Below are 16,171 nucleotides of genomic sequence, written 5' to 3' on the forward strand. Positions count from 1 at the left end.
GCCCCGACACCCCACCCCTTGAAACGACCAATCAGGGGGGCCTGCGGGCCCCCCTATTGGATGTACCCCCCAGAGGGGCACCTGCACAGCCCGCCGGAGGCATCGCCATCCGGCAGAAGCTTCCGGCTTCCGAAATTTTCTCTTGACATTCCATTGGGTGGAGGGTATATGTTGAGCATGTCAGGAGTGATAGGCATTGAAGATCAACGAGGTGGAACAGCTGGTCGGCATCACAAAACGCAACATCCGCTTTTATGAAAAGGAGGGCCTGCTGACCCCCGGCCGGAACGCGGACAACGGCTACCGCAACTACGACGACGGGGACGTGGAGGTCCTGCGGAAAATCAAGCTGCTGCGTAAGCTGGACGTACCCATGGAGGAAATCCGGAAGATGCAGCAGGGCGCCCTGACCCTGACCGACGGCTTGCGCCGGCACATGATCCAGCTGGAGCGGGAGCAGGAAAACCTGGCCACCATCCGCTCCCTGTGTCAGGAGCTGGCGGAGGCCGGGGAACAGCTGCCCACCCTGGACGCGGACCGCTGGTTGACAGAAATGGCGCGGATGGAACAAGAGGAGGGGACCCGATTCGTGAATATCCACAAGAAGGACACCACCAACCGCTACATCGGCCCGGTGGTGGCGGCGGTGGTCTTTGTGGCCCTGATGGGCTGGACCATCGGCCTGATGCTCTGGGCGCTGACGGTGGACCCCCAGGACGCCCCGCCCCTGGCCCTGTTCGTGGTGCTGCTGGCCATTCCCGTGGCGGTGATCATCGGCGTGCTGCTGGCCCTGTACCAGCGGATCAAACAAATTCGAGGAGGAGAAGAAGATGCTGCTGCTAAATATTGAGTACATTCCCGGAAAAAAGATTGAGGCCATTGGGATCGCCAAGGGCAGCGTGGTCCAGTCCAAGCACTTCGGCAAGGATTTTATGGCGGGCATGAAGACCCTGGTGGGCGGCGAGATCCAGAGCTACACCGAGATGCTGGTGGAGGCCCGGCAGATCGCCACCAAGCGCATGGTGGAGGACGCCCAGGCCCAGGGGGCCGACGCGGTGATCAACGTGCGTTACGCCTCCTCCTCCCTGATGCAGGGGGCGGCGGAGGTCACGGCCTACGGCACCGCCGTGCGGGTGCTGGGAGACCGGGCTGAATAAAAGTGACAAATTGCTACAAAGTGGGGACGGGCCTTGCGCCCGTCCCCACTTTGTCGTACAATCAGGTTACATAACTCTTGAGGAGGCTTCCCTATGGCCCACAGACACCTTTTCCGCCCCCTTGCTCTGACCCTCGCTTTGACCCTTGCCCTGACGCCCGCCGCCTCCGCCTTGACCACCGATCAGGCCAGAGAGCTGCTGACGGATTATTATATTGATGAAATCCCCCAGTCTGTGCTGGATCAGGAGACGGTCCAGCAGATTGTGGAGGCTCTGGGGGATCCCTACACCCAATACTTTACCGCCGAGGAGTACGCCCAGTTCAACAGCTCCATGGAGGACACCGGCCTGGTGGGCATCGGCATCGCCATGCTGACCGTCCAGGAGGGGCTGCTGGTTCAGCGGGTATACCAGGACACCCCCGCCGCTGAGGGCGGCCTGCAGACCGGGGACCTGATTGTGGCGGTGGACGGGAAAGCCATCACCGGGGACAATCTGCTGGTGGCCGCCTCCTGGCTTCAGGGAGAGGAGGGCACGCAGGTGGAAGTGACCTATCTGCGGGACGGGACGGAGCATACCGTCACCCTCACCCGCCGGGCCGTTGTCCTCCCCGCCACCTACACCGAGCTGGTGGACGGCCACATCGGCTACATCGACTGCGACACCTTCGGCGGAGATACCCTGGAGCACTTTCTGGACGGACTGGAGACCTATGCCAGCCAGGCCGACCAGTGGCTGGTGGATCTGCAGGACAACGGCGGCGGCATGGTAAACGCCGCGGCCGCCACCTCCTCCTGCTTTACCGGGGACGAGATGACCGGTTATTACCGGGATAAGAGCGGGAGGATCACCCCCTTCGGCAGCGATCAGGAGCAGCAGACCACTCAGCCGGTCATCGTGCTCACCAATGAAAATACCGCCAGCGCATCCGAGCTCTTTGCCGCCGCCATCCGGGATCACGACGCCGGTCTGGTGGTGGGCGGGCGCACCTACGGCAAAGGGGTAGCCCAGAACGTGTTTGACCAAGCGGTACTACCCGACTACTTCCCCGACGGGGACGCCCTGAAAATCACCACCTACCGGCTGTTCAGCCCCATCGGCTCCACCACCAACACCATCGGCGTATTCCCCCACCTGCTGGTGGACTCCGCCATCGCCCCCGAAGTGGCCCTGCTGCTCAGCTCGGCCTGTCCCGACCAGGACACCGGAAACACCCTGCGCATTGAGTTTGCGCAGACGTGGTACGTGGACCTGGACGCCGCCCTCAGCCAGGACCATCGCCCCGCCTTTACCGCCCTGCTGGAGGCCCTGCCCGAGACGGTGCCGGTGCTGGAGGGCACCGGCGGCGCCGACGGCTGGATCAACACCACCGCCGACGCCCTGGCAGAGAAGTACGGCCTGACCGACTATACCCCCCGCACCTTCTCCGACATCGCAGGCTCCCCCTACCGCCAGGCGATCCAGCTGCTGGCCACCTATGGGGTGCTCCAGGGGGATGGCTCCGGCACCTTCCGTCCCACGGAGGGCCTGACCCGCGCCCAGCTGTGCGCCCTGCTGGCCCAGGCGCTCCACTTCAAAAGCTACACCGGAGCCAACCTGTTCTCCGATGTGCCGGAGGACAGCTGGTACGCCTCCGCCGTCAATACCATGGCCAGAATGGGTCTGGTAGAGGGTGTGGGAGACGGACGGTTTGACCCCGACGCTCCGGTGGATCACCAGCAATTCATCACCATGATGGCCCGGCTGGGCCGGCAGCTCAACCTGGCCCTGGACCTCACCGCCTCCAGCCAGCCCGCCGACGCCGCGGAGGCCCCTGAGCTGGCGGAGTACGCCGGCTGGGCCAGAGACTCCGTCTGGCTGCTGGGAGAGTCCGCCAGCCTGCTCTGGGACGAGCCGGAAAACATCGACCCCACCGCCCCCGCCACCCGGGAGGAGGCCGCCGCCCTCACCAGCTCCCTGCTGGTCCACACCGGGCTCCTGCCTGTATAAAGCCCAAAAAGGCCCCGCCCGCCGGAACATTCCGGCAGGCGGGGCCTTTTTTCCGCTCAGCCCAGCAGCAGCTTGTCGTCGGCCTCGTCGGAGCCGCTGGCCTTGCTGAACAGGCCCAGCAGGTGCTCCACGGTCAGATTCTTCTTCTCCTCACCGGCCACATCCACCACCACCCGGCCCTCGAACATCATAATGAGCCGGTTGCCGTGGGCAATGGCGTCCCGCATGTTGTGGGTGATCATCAGGGTGGTGAGCTTATCCCGCTGGACGATTTTCTCGGTGGTATCCAGCACCTTGGCCGCCGTCTTGGGGTCCAGGGCGGCGGTGTGCTCGTCCAGCAGCAGCAGCTTGGGCTTCTTCAGGGTGGCCATCAGCAGGGTCAGGGCCTGCCGCTGGCCGCCGGAGAGCAGGCCCACCTTGCTGGTCAGCCGGTCCTCCAGGCCCAGGTCCAGGATCTTCAGCAGCTCCCGGTACTCCTCCCGCTCGGCCCGGGTGATCCCCGCCCGGAGGGAGCGGCCCTGCCCCCGGCGGGCGGCCAGGGCCAGATTTTCCTCGATCTGCATGGTGGCGGCGGTACCCATCATGGGGTCCTGGAATACCCGGCCGATGAATTTGGCCCGCTTGTGCTCGGGCAGGCGGGTCACGTCCTGGCCGTCGATGGAGATGGAACCGCTGTCCACCGGGAACACCCCCGCCACCAGGTTCAGCAGGGTGGATTTGCCCGCCCCGTTGCCGCCGATGACGGTGACGAAATCCCCGTCGGCCAGGGTGAGGGACACCCCGTTCATCGCCCGCTTTTCGTTGATGGTGCCGGCGTTGAAGGTCTTGTAAATCTCCCGTACCTCAAGCATGGCGTCCCGCCTCCTTCCGCACGGCTTTTGTAAAATACTTTCCCTTCCAGTAGGGAATGGTGAGGAACAGGGCCACCACCACAGCGGAGAGCAGCTTCAGGTCGGTGGACTCCAGCCCCAGGCGCAGCACAAACTGCAGTACAATATAGTAGATGATGGAGCCGATTACGGCAGAGAGCAGTTTCAGGGCGAAATTCCGGAACACCTTGCCCAGCAGCACCTCGCCGATGATCACGGCGGCCAGGCCGATGACGATGGCGCCCCGGCCCATGTCCACGGTGGAGCTGCCCTGGTACTGGGCCAGCAGGCCGCCAGACAGGGCCACCAGACCGTTGGACACCACCAGCCCCAGCACCTTGCACCAGTTGGCGTCAATGCCCTGGGCCCGGGCCATGTTCTGGTTGGCGCCGGTGGCCCGCAGGGCGGAGCCCAGCTCGGTGCCGAAGAACCAGTAGAGCAGGGCAATCACCGCCACGGTGAAGATCACCAGCAGAAACAGCGGATTTTCCAGCGTCAGCTCCCGGATATACCGGGAGGAGACCAGCAGCTCCTGCCGATCCACGCTGAGGGCCAGGGTGGCCTTGGTGGTGGCCTTCTCATCCCCGATGGCCATAATCCGCAGGTTGATGGAGTAGAGGGCCAGCTGGGTCAGAATACCCGCCAGAATGGCGGGGATACCGCAGCCGGTGTGGAGCAGGCCGGTGATCAGCCCGGCCAGCATACCGGCCAGCACCGCCATCAGCAGGGCCAGCCAGGGGTTCCAGCCCTGGGTGATGCACAGGGCCGCCACCGCGCCGCCGGTGGCCAGAGAGCCGTCCACCGTCAGGTCGGCGATGTCCAGGATCCGAAAGGTGATATACACCCCGATGGCCATGATGCCCCAGGCCAGCCCCTGCCCGAAGGCCCCGGGCAGGGAGTTGAAAAACGAAATCAGGACGTCCATGGGTCTGCCTCCAAACAAGTGATAGAATCGTCGGTTGTATGCCAGAAAAGAGCGGAGAAGGCTGTTCCCTTCTCCGCCCTTTTGGGGTTTGCTCAGGCGATGGGCTCGTAGTCCTCGGGCATGGTCAGCCCCAGAGCCTCGCAGTTGGCGGCGTTGTACATCTTGGTCACATTGGGCGCGTACTCGATGGGCATGGTGGAAATGTCCGCCTCGCCGGTGAGGATCTTGGCGGCCATCTCTCCGGTGGCGTAGCCGATGTCATAGTAGCTGATGGACAGGGTGGCCACGCCGCAGCCGGCGCAGATGCCGCTCTCGCCAGCCACCACCGGCACCCCGGCGGGGATGACCACGTTGGCGATGGTCTCGGTGTTGGCGGCGGCGGTGTTGTCGGTGGGAATGTAGATCACGTCGGAGCTGTCGCAGGCGGACTGGGCCACGGAGGACAGGTCGTTGACGTCGGTAAAGGCGTACTGGGTGCAGGTATAGCCCATCTCGGTGAGATAGCCCTCAATGGTCTCCACCTGGTACACCGAGTTGGGCTCGCCGGAGCAGTACAGCAGGCCCACGTTGGTGGCGTCGGGGAACAGCTCCTGCAGCATGGCCGCCTGCTGGTCCAGAGGGGCCAGGTCGGAGGTGCCGGAGATGTTGCCGCCCACGGTGCCCGTCCAGTCGGTGATGGAGAGGGCGGTGGCGTAGTCGGTCACCGAGGTGCCCAGGATGGGAATGTCGGCGGTGGCGGAGGCGGCCGCCTGAAGGGGATAGGTGGCGTTGGCCAGGATCAGGTCCACCCCTTCGGATACGAAGCCGTCCATAATGGTGCCGCAGTTGGCGTACTCGCCGCCGGCGTCCTGCTCCTTGAACGTTACGCTGTCGCCCAGCGCCGCGGTGAGGGCCTCCTTGAAGCCCCGGGTGGCCTCGTCCAGAGCGGGGTGGGTCATCTGCTGGCAGATGCCCACGGTGTAGCTCCCGCCGCCGGAGCTGCCGCTCTCCCCGCCGGCGGCGGGGCTTTCCGCATTCCCCTGGGTGCCGCCGCAGGCGGCCAGACTCACAGCCATGGCGCCGCCCAGCGCAAGAGCGGCCAGCTTGTTCCACTGTTTCATTTCCGGTTCCTCCAATTCCTACTGTGCTTTAGCTCTTTTAATGGTTAAAGCAATATGTTGCGTTTTATTATAGCCACTTTCTCCCCCGCTGTCAACGGTGATCTTCACAGAATCTTAACAATCATCCCCCTCCTTTCAGCGGGTTTCTGCATAGACTTTTGGGGAAAGGTATGGTAAAATGGCATGATATTATGGATATGATCCAATCGGAGGCAGTTGATTTTGAGGACAGACATATTGGGCGTGGGCTTTGACGACCTGACGCTGGAGGAGGCCGCCGCCGCCGGGGCCAGCCTGGTGGAAGACCAGGGATTCCACTACGCCGTCACCCCCAACCCGGAGTTTCTGCTGGCCGCCCGGAAGGACCAGCCGTTCCGCCAGGCTCTGCTGGACGCCGACCTGGTGCTGGCCGACGGCGTCGGCGTGGTCTACTCCGCCAAGCTTTTGGGCCGCCCCCTGAAGGGCAGGGTGCCCGGCATTGAATTTGCCCAGGCCCTGATGGGCTGGATGGCCAAGCACGGCAAGCGGCTGTTTCTGCTGGGTGCCAAGCCGGGGGTGGCCGAGCTGGCCGCCGCCAACCTGCGGGACCGGTATCCCGGCCTGATCCTCTGCGGCACCCACGACGGGTATTTTAAAGAGGACGAGCCTGTGGTGCAGGCCATCCGGGAGTCGGGGGCCGACGTGGTGTTCGTCTGCCTGGGAGCCCCCAAGCAGGAATTCTGGATGGCCAAGCACGGCCCGGCCACCGGCGCCCACCTGATGGTGGGGCTGGGCGGCTCCCTGGACGTATTCGCCGGGGTGGTGGAGCGGGCCCCGGAGGGCTTTCAGAAGCTGGGCCTGGAGTGGCTCTACCGCCTGATGAAGGAGCCCAAGCGGTTCGGCCGCATGGCCAAGCTGCCGCTGGTGCTGGTATACGCCCTGGCCGGGCGGATAGGAGGCAAGTGACATGGCAGGCAAACTGATCGTGCTGGAGGGCACCGACGGGTCGGGCAAGTCCACCCAGTTCAGACTGCTCTGCCAGCGGATGGAGCGGGAGGGGATCTCCTTCCAGAGACTGGTATTTCCACAGTACCAGGAGCCCTCCTCCGCCCTGCTGCGGATGTATCTCAACGGAGAATTCGGCTCCCGCCCCTCCGACGTGAACCCCTACGCCGCCTCCACCTTCTACGCGGTGGACCGGTACGCCTCCTGGAAAAAGGTGTGGGGAGCCTACTATCAGGGCGGCGGGCTGGTGCTCTCCGACCGGTACACCACCTCCAACGCCGTCCACCAGGCCTGCAAGCTGCCGGAGGACCAGTGGGAGGGGTTCTTCCAGTGGCTCTACGACTTTGAGTGCGCCAAGCTGGGCCTCCCCCTCCCCGACCAGGTGCTCTACCTGGACATGCCCACCGAGAAGGCGGTGGAGCTGCTCCGCAGCCGGGAGGCCGCCACCCACACCAAGGGGGACATCCACGAGGTGGACACCGGCTATCTGGCCCTGTGCCGCCGCACCGCCCTCCGGGCGGCGGAGACCCTGGGCTGGATCAGAATCTCCTGCCTGGATGGGCACGGCAGCCTGCGCGGGCCGGAGGAGATTCATGAAGAGATCTGGGGCCTGCTGGCCCGGACGATAGAGGATCGATAAAAGAAAGGTGCTGTGAATTATGGTAGCAATTTTATTGGGGACCGGCTTTGAGGAAGCCGAGGCCATCGTACCCGCCGACCTGCTCCGCCGGGCCGGCGTGGAGGTGACCCTGGTGGGTCTGGACGGCCGCCAGGTGGTGAGCAGCCACAACATCACCATCACCGCCGACCTGACTTTGGAAGAGCTGGACCAGGAGCAGGTGGATATGCTCGTGCTCCCCGGCGGACTGGGCGGCGTGGAGACTATCAGCTCCAACATACACGCCCAGGCCCTGATCCAGTACTGCTATGACCACGGCCGCTGGCTGGCCGCCATCTGCGCCGCCCCCACCATCCTGGCCAACCTGGGTATGCTGGACCGCCGGAAGGCGGTGTGCTACCCCGGTATGGAGGAGCTGATGGGCTCCGCCGTGGTGCAGAAGGGTACTCCCGTGGTGGTGGACGGCCACATGATCACCGGCGAAGCCGCCGGCTCCGCCTACCCCTTCGGCCTGAAGCTGGTGGAGATCCTGAAGGGGCCTGCCGCCGCCGCTCAGGTGAAGGATGCCGTCCACTATCACGGCTGAGAAAGCCGCCCTGCGGCGGGAGCTCCGCTCCAGGCTGAAGGCCCTGTCCCCCGCTCAGCGGCAGGCCGGCGACGATGCGCTGCTTCGCCGGTTTCTGTCCCTTCCCCAGGTGGAGGCGGCCCAAACCCTGCTGCTCTACCACGGTATGGGGACTGAGCCGGATACTTCCCACCTGCTTGTCCCCCTGTGGGAGGCGGGCAAGCGGCTCTGCCTGCCCCGGTGCCTGTCGGGAAACACTCTGGAGGCCCGGCTGGTCCGGCCGGACAGCAGTCTTGTCCGCCACGCCTACGGCATGTGGGAGCCGGGGGAGGACTGTCCTCCGGTGGAACCGGAGGAGATCGGCCTGGTGTTGGTGCCCGGCCTGGCCTTTGACCGCTCCGGCGGACGGCTGGGCCAGGGAGGCGGCTACTACGACCGCTGGCTGGCCGGATTTTCCGGTCTGACGGTGGCCCTGTGCCGGCAGCTGACCCTGCTGGACCGGGTACCCCGGCAGGCCCACGACCGCCCGGTGGACCTGGTGGTTACCGAAACGGCGGTGTACGGCCTGTCCCCCGCCGGGGACGGCGAAAGCGGGGCCTGAGCCCCGCCTCCGCCCGGGATTAGGTAGGCGTTCAGCAGCAGCTGTCGCCGCAGCCGCAATTGTTGCCGCAGCCGCAGCCGCAGGAGCTCTCGCCGGAACCGCAGCAGCAGATGATGATGAGGATCAGGATGATCCACAGGCAGTTGTTGCCGCCAAACCCGTTATTGCCGAAACACATTGACTTCTCACCTCACTTGCTTCATCTGACCTATCATATGCAAAAGGGTGAGCGGTGGTTCCGGCCACGGGACCGTTTTTTCTGTTAGGAGTTGAACCAATGTCTCTGCAAGACAATCATGAGGAGCGCCGTTACCAGCGCACCCCCCGCAGCAGTCAGGGGGGCAGGCGGGTGGCTCCCTCCTCCCGCACGGAGCGCACGCAGCATGCCGAGCGTGCGGAACAACCGGAGCGCCGCTCCCCCTCCACCCGCCGCAAAAAGCGGCGGAAGATGGGGGCCTGGGGCACGCTGATCTATATTCTGTTCGTGCTGGGGATCTCCGCCCTGCTGGCAGGGGTGGGCTGGATGTGGGCCAACGACGTGCTGGCCCTCAACAAGGCCGAGCACACCGCCGCAGTGGAGATCAGCGAGGGTGACACGGTGGGCGATGTGGCCGACAAGCTGAAGGAACAGGGCCTGATTGAATATAAATTTGTATTCCAGCTGTTCTGTTCCCTCACCCATGTCTCCGGCAAGGCTGGAGAGGAGGACGCCAAAATCACCCCCGGCACCTACGAACTGAACACCGATATGGACTACCGGGCCCTGATCTCCAGCATGGGCTCCAGTTCGGCCAACCGGATGGTCACCACCGTCACCATCCCCGAGGGTATGACCGAGGCCCAGATCTTTGCGCTGCTGGAGGAGAAGGGCGTGTCCACGGTGGAGCAGCTGGAGGACACCGCCGCCAACTACGATTTCAACTTCTCCTTCCTCAAGGGCGTCCAGCCCCTGGGCGACCCCAAGCGGCTGGAGGGCTACCTCTTCCCCGACACCTATGAGTTCTATATGGGGGAGGACCCGGTAAACGTGCTCAACAAGATGATCCTCCGGTTTGATGAGGTCTTTACCGACGAGATGCGCGCCGACATTCAGGAGGCGGGCTATACCATCAACCAGGCGGTGATCATCGCCTCCATGATTGAGAAGGAGACCGACGGCTCCGACCAGGGCAAGATTTCCTCGGTCATCTACAACCGTCTGGACCGGCCCACCAGCGAGACGGCAGGCTATCTGAACATCGACGCCACCATTCTGTACGCCACCGGCGGCACCGTAGTGGACCTCAACGCCGACACCCCCTACAACACCCGTACCCACACCGGTCTGCCCCCCACGGCCATCGCCAACCCGGGCACCGACGCACTGAGGGCGGCGGTCTACCCCGACACCACCAAGTACTACTACTATGCTCTGGGCGACGACGGCAAGCACTCCTTCTTCGCCACCTACCGGGAGCACCAGAACTTTATTGCTACCCAGGAGCTGTACAAGAATGAGAAATAAAATCGAATTGCTCTCCCCCGCCGGGGATATGGAGCGGCTGAAGATGTCCCTGGCTTACGGAGCGGACGCGGTATACCTGGCGGGCAACGACTTTGGTATGCGGGCCTTCGCAGGCAATTTCACCCCCGACGAGATGGGTCAGGCGGTAACCCTGTGCCACAGCTATGGGGCGTCAGTCCACGTCACCTGCAACACCATGCCCCGCAATGACGAGGTGGCCCGGCTGCCGGAGTGGCTGGAGTATCTCCAGGACCTGGGGGTGGATGCGGTGATCCTGGCCGACGTGGGGGTGCTCTCCCTGCTCAAGCGGTACGCCCCCCGGGTGAAGGCCCACATCTCCACCCAGGCCAGCATCTCCAACTATCAGGCCGCCAGCGCCTGGTACGACCTGGGGGCCAGCCGGGTGATCCTGGCCCGGGAGCTGTCCCTGGAGGAGATTACCGAGCTGCGGGCTAAGACCCCCAGGGAGCTGGAGATCGAGGGCTTCGTCCACGGGGCCATGTGCGTCAGCTACTCCGGCCGGTGCCTGCTGTCCAACTATATGACCGGCCGGGACGCCAACCGGGGCGCCTGCGCCCAGCCCTGCCGGTACAAGTACGCCCTGGTGGAGGAAAAGCGCCCCGGCGAGTACTTCCCCATTGGTGAGGACGAGGGAGGCGCCTTCATCCTCAACTCCCGGGACATGTGCATGATCGACCACATCCCGGAGCTGATGGCGGCGGGACTGGACTCCCTGAAGATCGAGGGGCGGGCCAAAAGCGCCTATTATGCCGCCATCGTCACCGCCGCCTACCGCCATGCCATTGACGCGGCGGCGGCGGGAAAGCCCCTGGAACCGGTATGGCGGGAGGAAGTGGAAAAGGTGAGCCACCGGCACTACTCCACCGGCTTCTATTTCGGCCAGCCGGGGCAGTACACCGCCGACGCCCGGTATATCCGGGACTGGCAGGTGGTGGCGGTGGTTACCGCCTGCGACGCCGCCGGCAACGCCACCCTCTCCCTGCGCAACAAGTTTTCCACCGGAGACGAGCTGGAGCTGGTGGGTCCCGACGTGGCCGCCACCCCCTTTGTGGCCGGGGAGATGACCGATGCCGACGGGTTCCCTCTGACCCAGCCCCGGAATCCCCAGATGGTATTCCACATGAAGCTGCCCCGCCAGGTGCCTCCCCTGTCGTTGATCCGGGCCTGCCGGGAAAATTCCTGACTCCAAAAGTCCAGGCGAAATTCGCCTGGACTTTTTTGTGACCTCAGGGACTCCTCAATCGTTTTATGGCCGAAAGGAGGTCGGGCCTATGGATGCGGAACTGACTCGGCAGTTTGAAGCCAGCTACGACGCCTATGGAGCCATGGTGTACCGGCTGGCCATGGTGTACCTGGGCCGGACGGCCGACGCGGAGGACGTGACCCAGGAGGTCTTTTGCCGCCTGCTGTGGCGGGCTCCCGGTTTTGCCGACGGGGAGCACAAAAAGCGATGGCTGCTCCAGGTGACGGCCAATCTGTGCAAAGACCAGCTGAAGGGGTTTTGGCGGAAGCGGGCGGCGGTTCTGGATGCGGATATCCCGGCGGAACATGAGGCCGACCGGGGGGTGCTGGAGGCCATTCTGACCCTGCCGGAGGCCTATCGGGCCCCCATCCACCTCCACTACTACGAGGGCTACTCGGTAGCGGAGGTGGCGGAGCTACTCCGCCTCTCCTCTTCGGCGGTGAAAATGCGGCTGAAGCGGGGCCGGGAGCGACTGAAACTGGAGCTGGAGCTGGGAAAGGAGGGCTCGGTATGAATTGGGAGGAATACAAGGGCGCGCTGGATCGGCTGACCCCTCCGCCGGAGCTGAAAGGGCGCATCCAGGCCAGTCTGGAGGCCCCCGCTCCTGTTTCCCGTCCCCGGCAGCGGCGGGCGGGGCTCACCGCTCTGGCGGCGGCGGCCGTGCTGGCCTGCACCTTCCTGGCGGCCATGGCGGCCAGCCCGGAGCTGCGAACAGCGGTACTCACCCTGTTCCGGCTGGAGGAGGCCGAGCAGGTACCTGCTCCCACGGGAGAAGGGCCGGAACAGCCGGAACTGACCCAGAACACCATCAGCCAGCAGGTGGAGGCCCAGTACATCCGCCTGCCTGACGGGTTCAGCTGGAGCTATGGGGACAATGTTCTGTCTCGGGCGGAGCGGGCCGACGACGGCACGGTCCTGGACTTCCACTATTGGGCGGCGGAAGGGGACGCGCTGATTCCTCTGGAAACGCGCACCACCGATTTTACCGCCGTCTGGGACGGGGTGTCCTATACGGACACGGTCTACTGGTGCAACTATGCGGGAGCGCTCTCCTGCTATTGCAGCGGCACCGCCGGTATGGCTCTGGACTATGATTACCATGTTTCCTCCATTAGCGGCCGCACCGACGCGGTGCTCCTTACCCTCAGCCAGGGCAGCCAGATGGACTACCGGCAATACCCGGTGCTGCTGGATCTGGAGAGCGGGGAGATTACCGATCTGCTGGAGGGCACCGGCTGGGAGGCGGCCGCCCCCCTCACCGAGGTACAGTGGACGGACGATCTGTCCGCCGCCATCCTGTCCAGTGACCGGACGGGCTGGTACTACTGTGACCGGGCGGCCAACACCACCGCCAGCCTCAACGAACTCACCGGCCTGGAGGTCTCCAGCGCCTACTTGGCCGAGGACAGCACCCTGATCCTGCTGACCCTCTCCGGTCCTCAAGGGGACTACTGTGACGTCTGGACGTATCAGCCGGACAGCGGCACCCTGACTCAGACCTTCTCCCAGCTGCCGGTCTACCAGCGGCATGAAGAGCAGCCCTGGGGCTTCCAGTTCTTCTTTGGCGGCGGACGGGGAATCTATGTGGCGAAAGACAGCTCGGTATCCGTTCTGGACCTGGTCACCGGAGAAACCACTGCCGTGGAGGGCTTCACTCTGGCCCAATGGGACACGCCCACCTTTATCGCCAACCCCTCCGGCACCAAGGTCCTGTTTGCCAGCTACGGCGGCCAGGCCGACGGGCTGGGCATCTCCAGCCTTGGGGTGATGGACCTGGAACAGGGCGCCTTCACCCTGCTGGATCGGGACAGCGACGCCAGTCTTTATGAAGCCAGCCTGGGCTGGTTCGATGAGGACCGGGTGGCCATTTGGGGCTATGCCTCGGAGGATTTCACCCAGACCTGCCTGTATCTCTACCGGTTCTGACCGGGAGGGCCGCGTCTTTTTTCCAGTTCTTTCGTATCGGAACTACATTGTCGTTTCTCTCACAACGAAACAAAACTAATTTCCAAATTCCACCTTCTTGATAATAAAACCGTATAGTTCAGTTTTAAAATGTTCCAGTTATAATTTTAACTATTATGTGATAAAAATAACTAAAACTCGTTAAAAAATAAACTTTTCAAAACTTATTAACTTCTTTTTCTCGGGCAGCTATACTAGCGCCAACCCACACGGGCCAGCCGCCCGGAGGAGAAAAAGGAGGAAACCGCTCATGTCCACTTACTATTTTCTGCCCACCCGCAACGTCTTTGGCGAAGGAGCCGTCAACGAGGCCGGAGCCCTGCTGGGCAGTTTGAACGTCAGCCGCGCCATGATCGTCACCGACAAGTTCCTGGCCCAGTCCGGCATGGCCGCCTCCATTTAGGAGATCCTGTCCGGCTCGGGCATCCACTCGGTGGTCTTTGATGGGGCGGAGCCCAACCCCACCGACAAAAACGTGGAGGCCGGCGTGGCCTTCTTCCATGACAACCAGTGCGACTCCATCATCTCCCTGGGCGGCGGCTCCTCCCACGACTGCGCCAAGGGCATCGGCCTGGTGGCCAGCAACGGCGGCCGGATCCACGACTATGAGGGCGTGGACAAGGCCACCCGCGACGTAGTGCCCCTCATGGCCATCAACACCACCGCCGGCACCGCCTCCGAGATCACCCGGTTCTGTATCATCACCGACACCAGCCGGAAGGTGAAGATGGCCATTGTGGACTGGCGGGTCACCCCCAAGATCGCCGTCAACGACCCGGTACTGATGAAGGGTATGCCCGCCTCCCTCACCGCCGCCACCGGCATGGACGCCATGACCCACGCCATTGAGGCCTACGTCTCCACCGCCGCCAACGTGCTCACCGACTCCGCCGCCCTGATGGCCGTCAAGATGATCTACCAGTACCTGCCCAAGGCGGTGGCCAACGGCGACTACATGTGGGCCCGGGACAAGATGGCCTATGCCCAGTATCTGGCGGGCATCGCCTTCAACAATGCCTCCCTGGGCTACGTCCACGCCATGGCCCACCAGCTGGGCGGCTACTACAACCTGCCCCACGGCGTCTGCAACGCCATCCTGCTGCCCTACGTGGAGGAGTTTAACCTCATGGGCAACCTGAACCGCTTCCGGGATCTGGCGGAGGCCATGGGCGAGAAGGTGGAGGGTCTGTCCACCGGGGACGCCGCCGCCAAGGCCATTCAGGCCATCCGCACCATCAGCCGCCAGGTGGGCATCCCCGCCAACCTGAAGGTGCTGGGCGTCAAGCCGGAGGATTTTGAGGTGATGGCCGAGAACGCCATGAAGGACGTCTGCTGCCTCACCAATCCCCGGAAGGCCACCAGAGAGCAGATCATCGAGATCTACCGCCGGGCCTACGAGGGCGAATAAAGCAAAAACCACCGGGCGTACCGCATGGTACGCCCGGAATTATTGTTTTTCAATAAATTTATATTGACTTACATATCTATCTGTGGTAGGATGGCCCCGAAAGGAGGGGTTCCAAATGACATCCTCACCCGCCTCCCGGTTCGGGGGCTTTGCCGCAGGGCACTTTGTGGTCACCGCCCTCTGCGCCCCCCTGTTGTTCTGCCTGCCCTACTTTTTTGGTGTTGCCGTCACCCCGCTGGGCTGGCTCTGGATGATGGCCCTCTACATTCCTGCGGGATGGGTCGTGGCCGCCCTCCGGGGCTGGGAACGCCCCTCGCCTAAAGAGGGATGGAAGGCCGTCCTCTATCCCGCCCTGTTTGCCTGGGGCTGGGCCCTGGTGGGATGGCTGCTGTTTACCTGCCCTTCCCTACTGAACGGTATCGGCTTCTGGATGCTGATGAGCACCTACTTTCTGGCCTGCCCCTCGTTTATGCTCATGCTGACCGCCTTGGATCAGATCGCGGACGTCACCGCCCAGAGCGCCTTCGGTCTTACCTGGTATCTGTGTATGTTTCTGGCGGGGCTGCTGCCCCCCCTGCTGTTCTTCCTGGGATCGCTGCTGCCCCATCGGGTGAAGGAGGATTTTCATGAAAAAACGAATGGCAATAATTGCAGCGGGAATTCTTCTCCTGATGTGCCTGGCGGTTCTGCCGGCATGGAGCAGGTTTAGCCAGGAGGGGATCATGCGGTTCGTACTCTCCCACCGGGAGACGCTGGAGGAGATCGCGGCGGACTGCCTAAACCAGAACAGGACGGCGGAGCGGTATAAAGGCGTGGAGGTGGAGGGTGTTTTCCCCGGCGCGCATCCCATTGTGCAGTTTTCCACTGGCGGATTCGGCCTGGTTCCCTCCACCGGCTATTGCGGCTTCTACTACTCGGAGAGCGGCCGGCCCGCCGCCTACCAGAACGTGGACATGGAGTTGGTTCCCGTCTCCGACGGCCAGTGGACGTGGAGCGATGGGACGGACAACGGCGGGATAACCCGGCGGATCGACGAGCACTGGTTCTCCTACAAAGTGTGGTTTTAGCGGTTGACAAAGGCGGAAAATGTGATAGAATAGCATAGCTAAAGGCTATGACGAAACCAAGCGGACCACGCCGCGTCCAGCGAGAGGGGATGGTGCAAGCCCTCCGCGATACGGGTCCGCACGCCACTTTACCAGCCGCCCGGGAGGACCGGGA

Annotated in this window: 17 protein-coding genes and 1 pseudogene; 14 read left to right on the plus strand and 4 right to left on the minus strand. The window is 63.7% G+C overall.

Annotated features, from left to right (window positions below):
* Nucleotides 1-196 precede the first annotated feature (196 nt).
* From B5F88_RS08445 to B5F88_RS08455, 3 genes are all read left to right on the plus strand, one after another.
* On the plus strand, nt 197-850 hold the full coding sequence (locus B5F88_RS08445) for a MerR family transcriptional regulator (protein WP_087344285.1): 654 nt from the start codon (nt 197-199) through the stop codon (nt 848-850).
* A complete protein-coding gene (locus tag B5F88_RS08450) occupies nt 831-1,157 on the plus strand; it encodes a YbjQ family protein (RefSeq protein WP_087344400.1) in 327 nt (108 codons plus the stop codon). The genes B5F88_RS08445 and B5F88_RS08450 overlap by 20 nt, the downstream gene beginning before the upstream one ends.
* A 93-nt stretch (nt 1,158-1,250) precedes the next feature.
* The gene (locus B5F88_RS08455) at nt 1,251-3,146 is read left to right on the plus strand and encodes a S41 family peptidase (RefSeq protein ID WP_087344288.1); all 1,896 of its coding nucleotides are present in this window, start codon (nt 1,251-1,253) and stop codon (nt 3,144-3,146) included.
* Between the two features lie 56 nt (nt 3,147-3,202).
* Here B5F88_RS08455 and B5F88_RS08460 read toward each other — a convergent pair whose 3' ends face one another.
* From B5F88_RS08460 to B5F88_RS08470, 3 genes are all read right to left on the minus strand, one after another.
* A complete protein-coding gene (locus B5F88_RS08460) occupies nt 3,203-3,997 on the minus strand; it encodes an ABC transporter ATP-binding protein (protein ID WP_087344291.1) in 795 nt (264 codons plus the stop codon).
* Entirely contained in the window at nt 3,990-4,940 is a 951-nt protein-coding gene (locus B5F88_RS08465) for an ABC transporter permease (RefSeq protein WP_087344293.1), read from the minus strand. Before B5F88_RS08465 ends, B5F88_RS08460 begins: the two co-directional genes overlap by 8 nt.
* A 92-nt stretch (nt 4,941-5,032) precedes the next feature.
* The gene (locus tag B5F88_RS08470) at nt 5,033-6,040 is read right to left on the minus strand and encodes an ABC transporter substrate-binding protein (RefSeq protein ID WP_204246217.1); all 1,008 of its coding nucleotides are present in this window, start codon (nt 6,038-6,040) and stop codon (nt 5,033-5,035) included.
* Nucleotides 6,041-6,262: 222 nt separating this feature from the next.
* On the opposite strand from B5F88_RS08470, the gene B5F88_RS08475 reads away from it, so the two are divergent.
* From B5F88_RS08475 to B5F88_RS08490, 4 genes are read left to right on the plus strand one after another with little or no spacing between them, the layout of a single operon-like run.
* Nucleotides 6,263-6,985, plus strand: a complete 723-nt coding sequence (locus tag B5F88_RS08475; protein ID WP_087344296.1) for a WecB/TagA/CpsF family glycosyltransferase — start codon at nt 6,263-6,265, stop codon at nt 6,983-6,985.
* 1 nt (nt 6,986) lies between these two features.
* The gene (locus B5F88_RS08480) at nt 6,987-7,664 is read left to right on the plus strand and encodes a thymidylate kinase (protein ID WP_087344300.1); all 678 of its coding nucleotides are present in this window, start codon (nt 6,987-6,989) and stop codon (nt 7,662-7,664) included.
* Nucleotides 7,665-7,683: 19 nt separating this feature from the next.
* The gene (locus B5F88_RS08485) at nt 7,684-8,229 is read left to right on the plus strand and encodes a DJ-1 family glyoxalase III (protein WP_087344303.1); all 546 of its coding nucleotides are present in this window, start codon (nt 7,684-7,686) and stop codon (nt 8,227-8,229) included.
* Complete coding sequence (locus tag B5F88_RS08490) at nt 8,207-8,809, plus strand: 5-formyltetrahydrofolate cyclo-ligase (RefSeq protein ID WP_087344305.1); 603 nt, start codon at nt 8,207-8,209, stop codon at nt 8,807-8,809. Before B5F88_RS08485 ends, B5F88_RS08490 begins: the two co-directional genes overlap by 23 nt.
* A 31-nt stretch (nt 8,810-8,840) precedes the next feature.
* On the opposite strand, the gene B5F88_RS21045 is transcribed toward B5F88_RS08490, so the two are convergent.
* The gene (locus tag B5F88_RS21045; protein WP_204246218.1) at nt 8,841-8,987 is read right to left on the minus strand and encodes a hypothetical protein; all 147 of its coding nucleotides are present in this window, start codon (nt 8,985-8,987) and stop codon (nt 8,841-8,843) included.
* 99 nt (nt 8,988-9,086) lie between these two features.
* Here B5F88_RS21045 and mltG point away from each other — a divergent pair, with 99 nt between their 5' ends.
* The 7 genes and pseudogenes from mltG to B5F88_RS08525 all read left to right on the plus strand — a co-directional run bounded on the left by mltG (nt 9,087) and on the right by B5F88_RS08525 (nt 16,017).
* Nucleotides 9,087-10,313 carry an endolytic transglycosylase MltG gene (gene mltG, locus B5F88_RS08495; protein WP_087344308.1) on the plus strand — a complete coding sequence of 409 codons (1,227 nt, stop codon included), beginning with the start codon at nt 9,087-9,089 and terminating at the stop codon, nt 10,311-10,313.
* Nucleotides 10,303-11,517, plus strand: a complete 1,215-nt coding sequence (locus B5F88_RS08500) for a U32 family peptidase (RefSeq protein ID WP_087344310.1) — start codon at nt 10,303-10,305, stop codon at nt 11,515-11,517. Before mltG ends, B5F88_RS08500 begins: the two co-directional genes overlap by 11 nt.
* Nucleotides 11,518-11,605: 88 nt before the next feature.
* Complete coding sequence (locus B5F88_RS08505) at nt 11,606-12,091, plus strand: RNA polymerase sigma factor (protein ID WP_087344313.1); 486 nt, start codon at nt 11,606-11,608, stop codon at nt 12,089-12,091.
* Entirely contained in the window at nt 12,088-13,503 is a 1,416-nt protein-coding gene (locus B5F88_RS08510) for a hypothetical protein (RefSeq protein ID WP_087344316.1), read from the plus strand. Before B5F88_RS08505 ends, B5F88_RS08510 begins: the two co-directional genes overlap by 4 nt.
* A gap of 289 nt (nt 13,504-13,792) precedes the next feature.
* Nucleotides 13,793-14,950 (plus strand): annotated as a pseudogene (locus B5F88_RS08515) (iron-containing alcohol dehydrogenase).
* 115 nt (nt 14,951-15,065) lie between these two features.
* Nucleotides 15,066-15,659 (plus strand): hypothetical protein, encoded by a 594-nt coding sequence (locus B5F88_RS08520; protein WP_087344318.1) that lies wholly within the window; start codon nt 15,066-15,068, stop codon nt 15,657-15,659.
* A gap of 13 nt (nt 15,660-15,672) precedes the next feature.
* Complete coding sequence (locus B5F88_RS08525) at nt 15,673-16,017, plus strand: hypothetical protein (protein ID WP_087344323.1); 345 nt, start codon at nt 15,673-15,675, stop codon at nt 16,015-16,017.
* The last annotated feature ends 154 nt before the right edge of the window (nt 16,018-16,171 follow it).

Origin of the sequence: Flavonifractor sp. An306 (assembly GCF_002159455.1) — a bacterium.
Taxonomy (GTDB): domain Bacteria; phylum Bacillota; class Clostridia; order Oscillospirales; family Oscillospiraceae; genus Flavonifractor.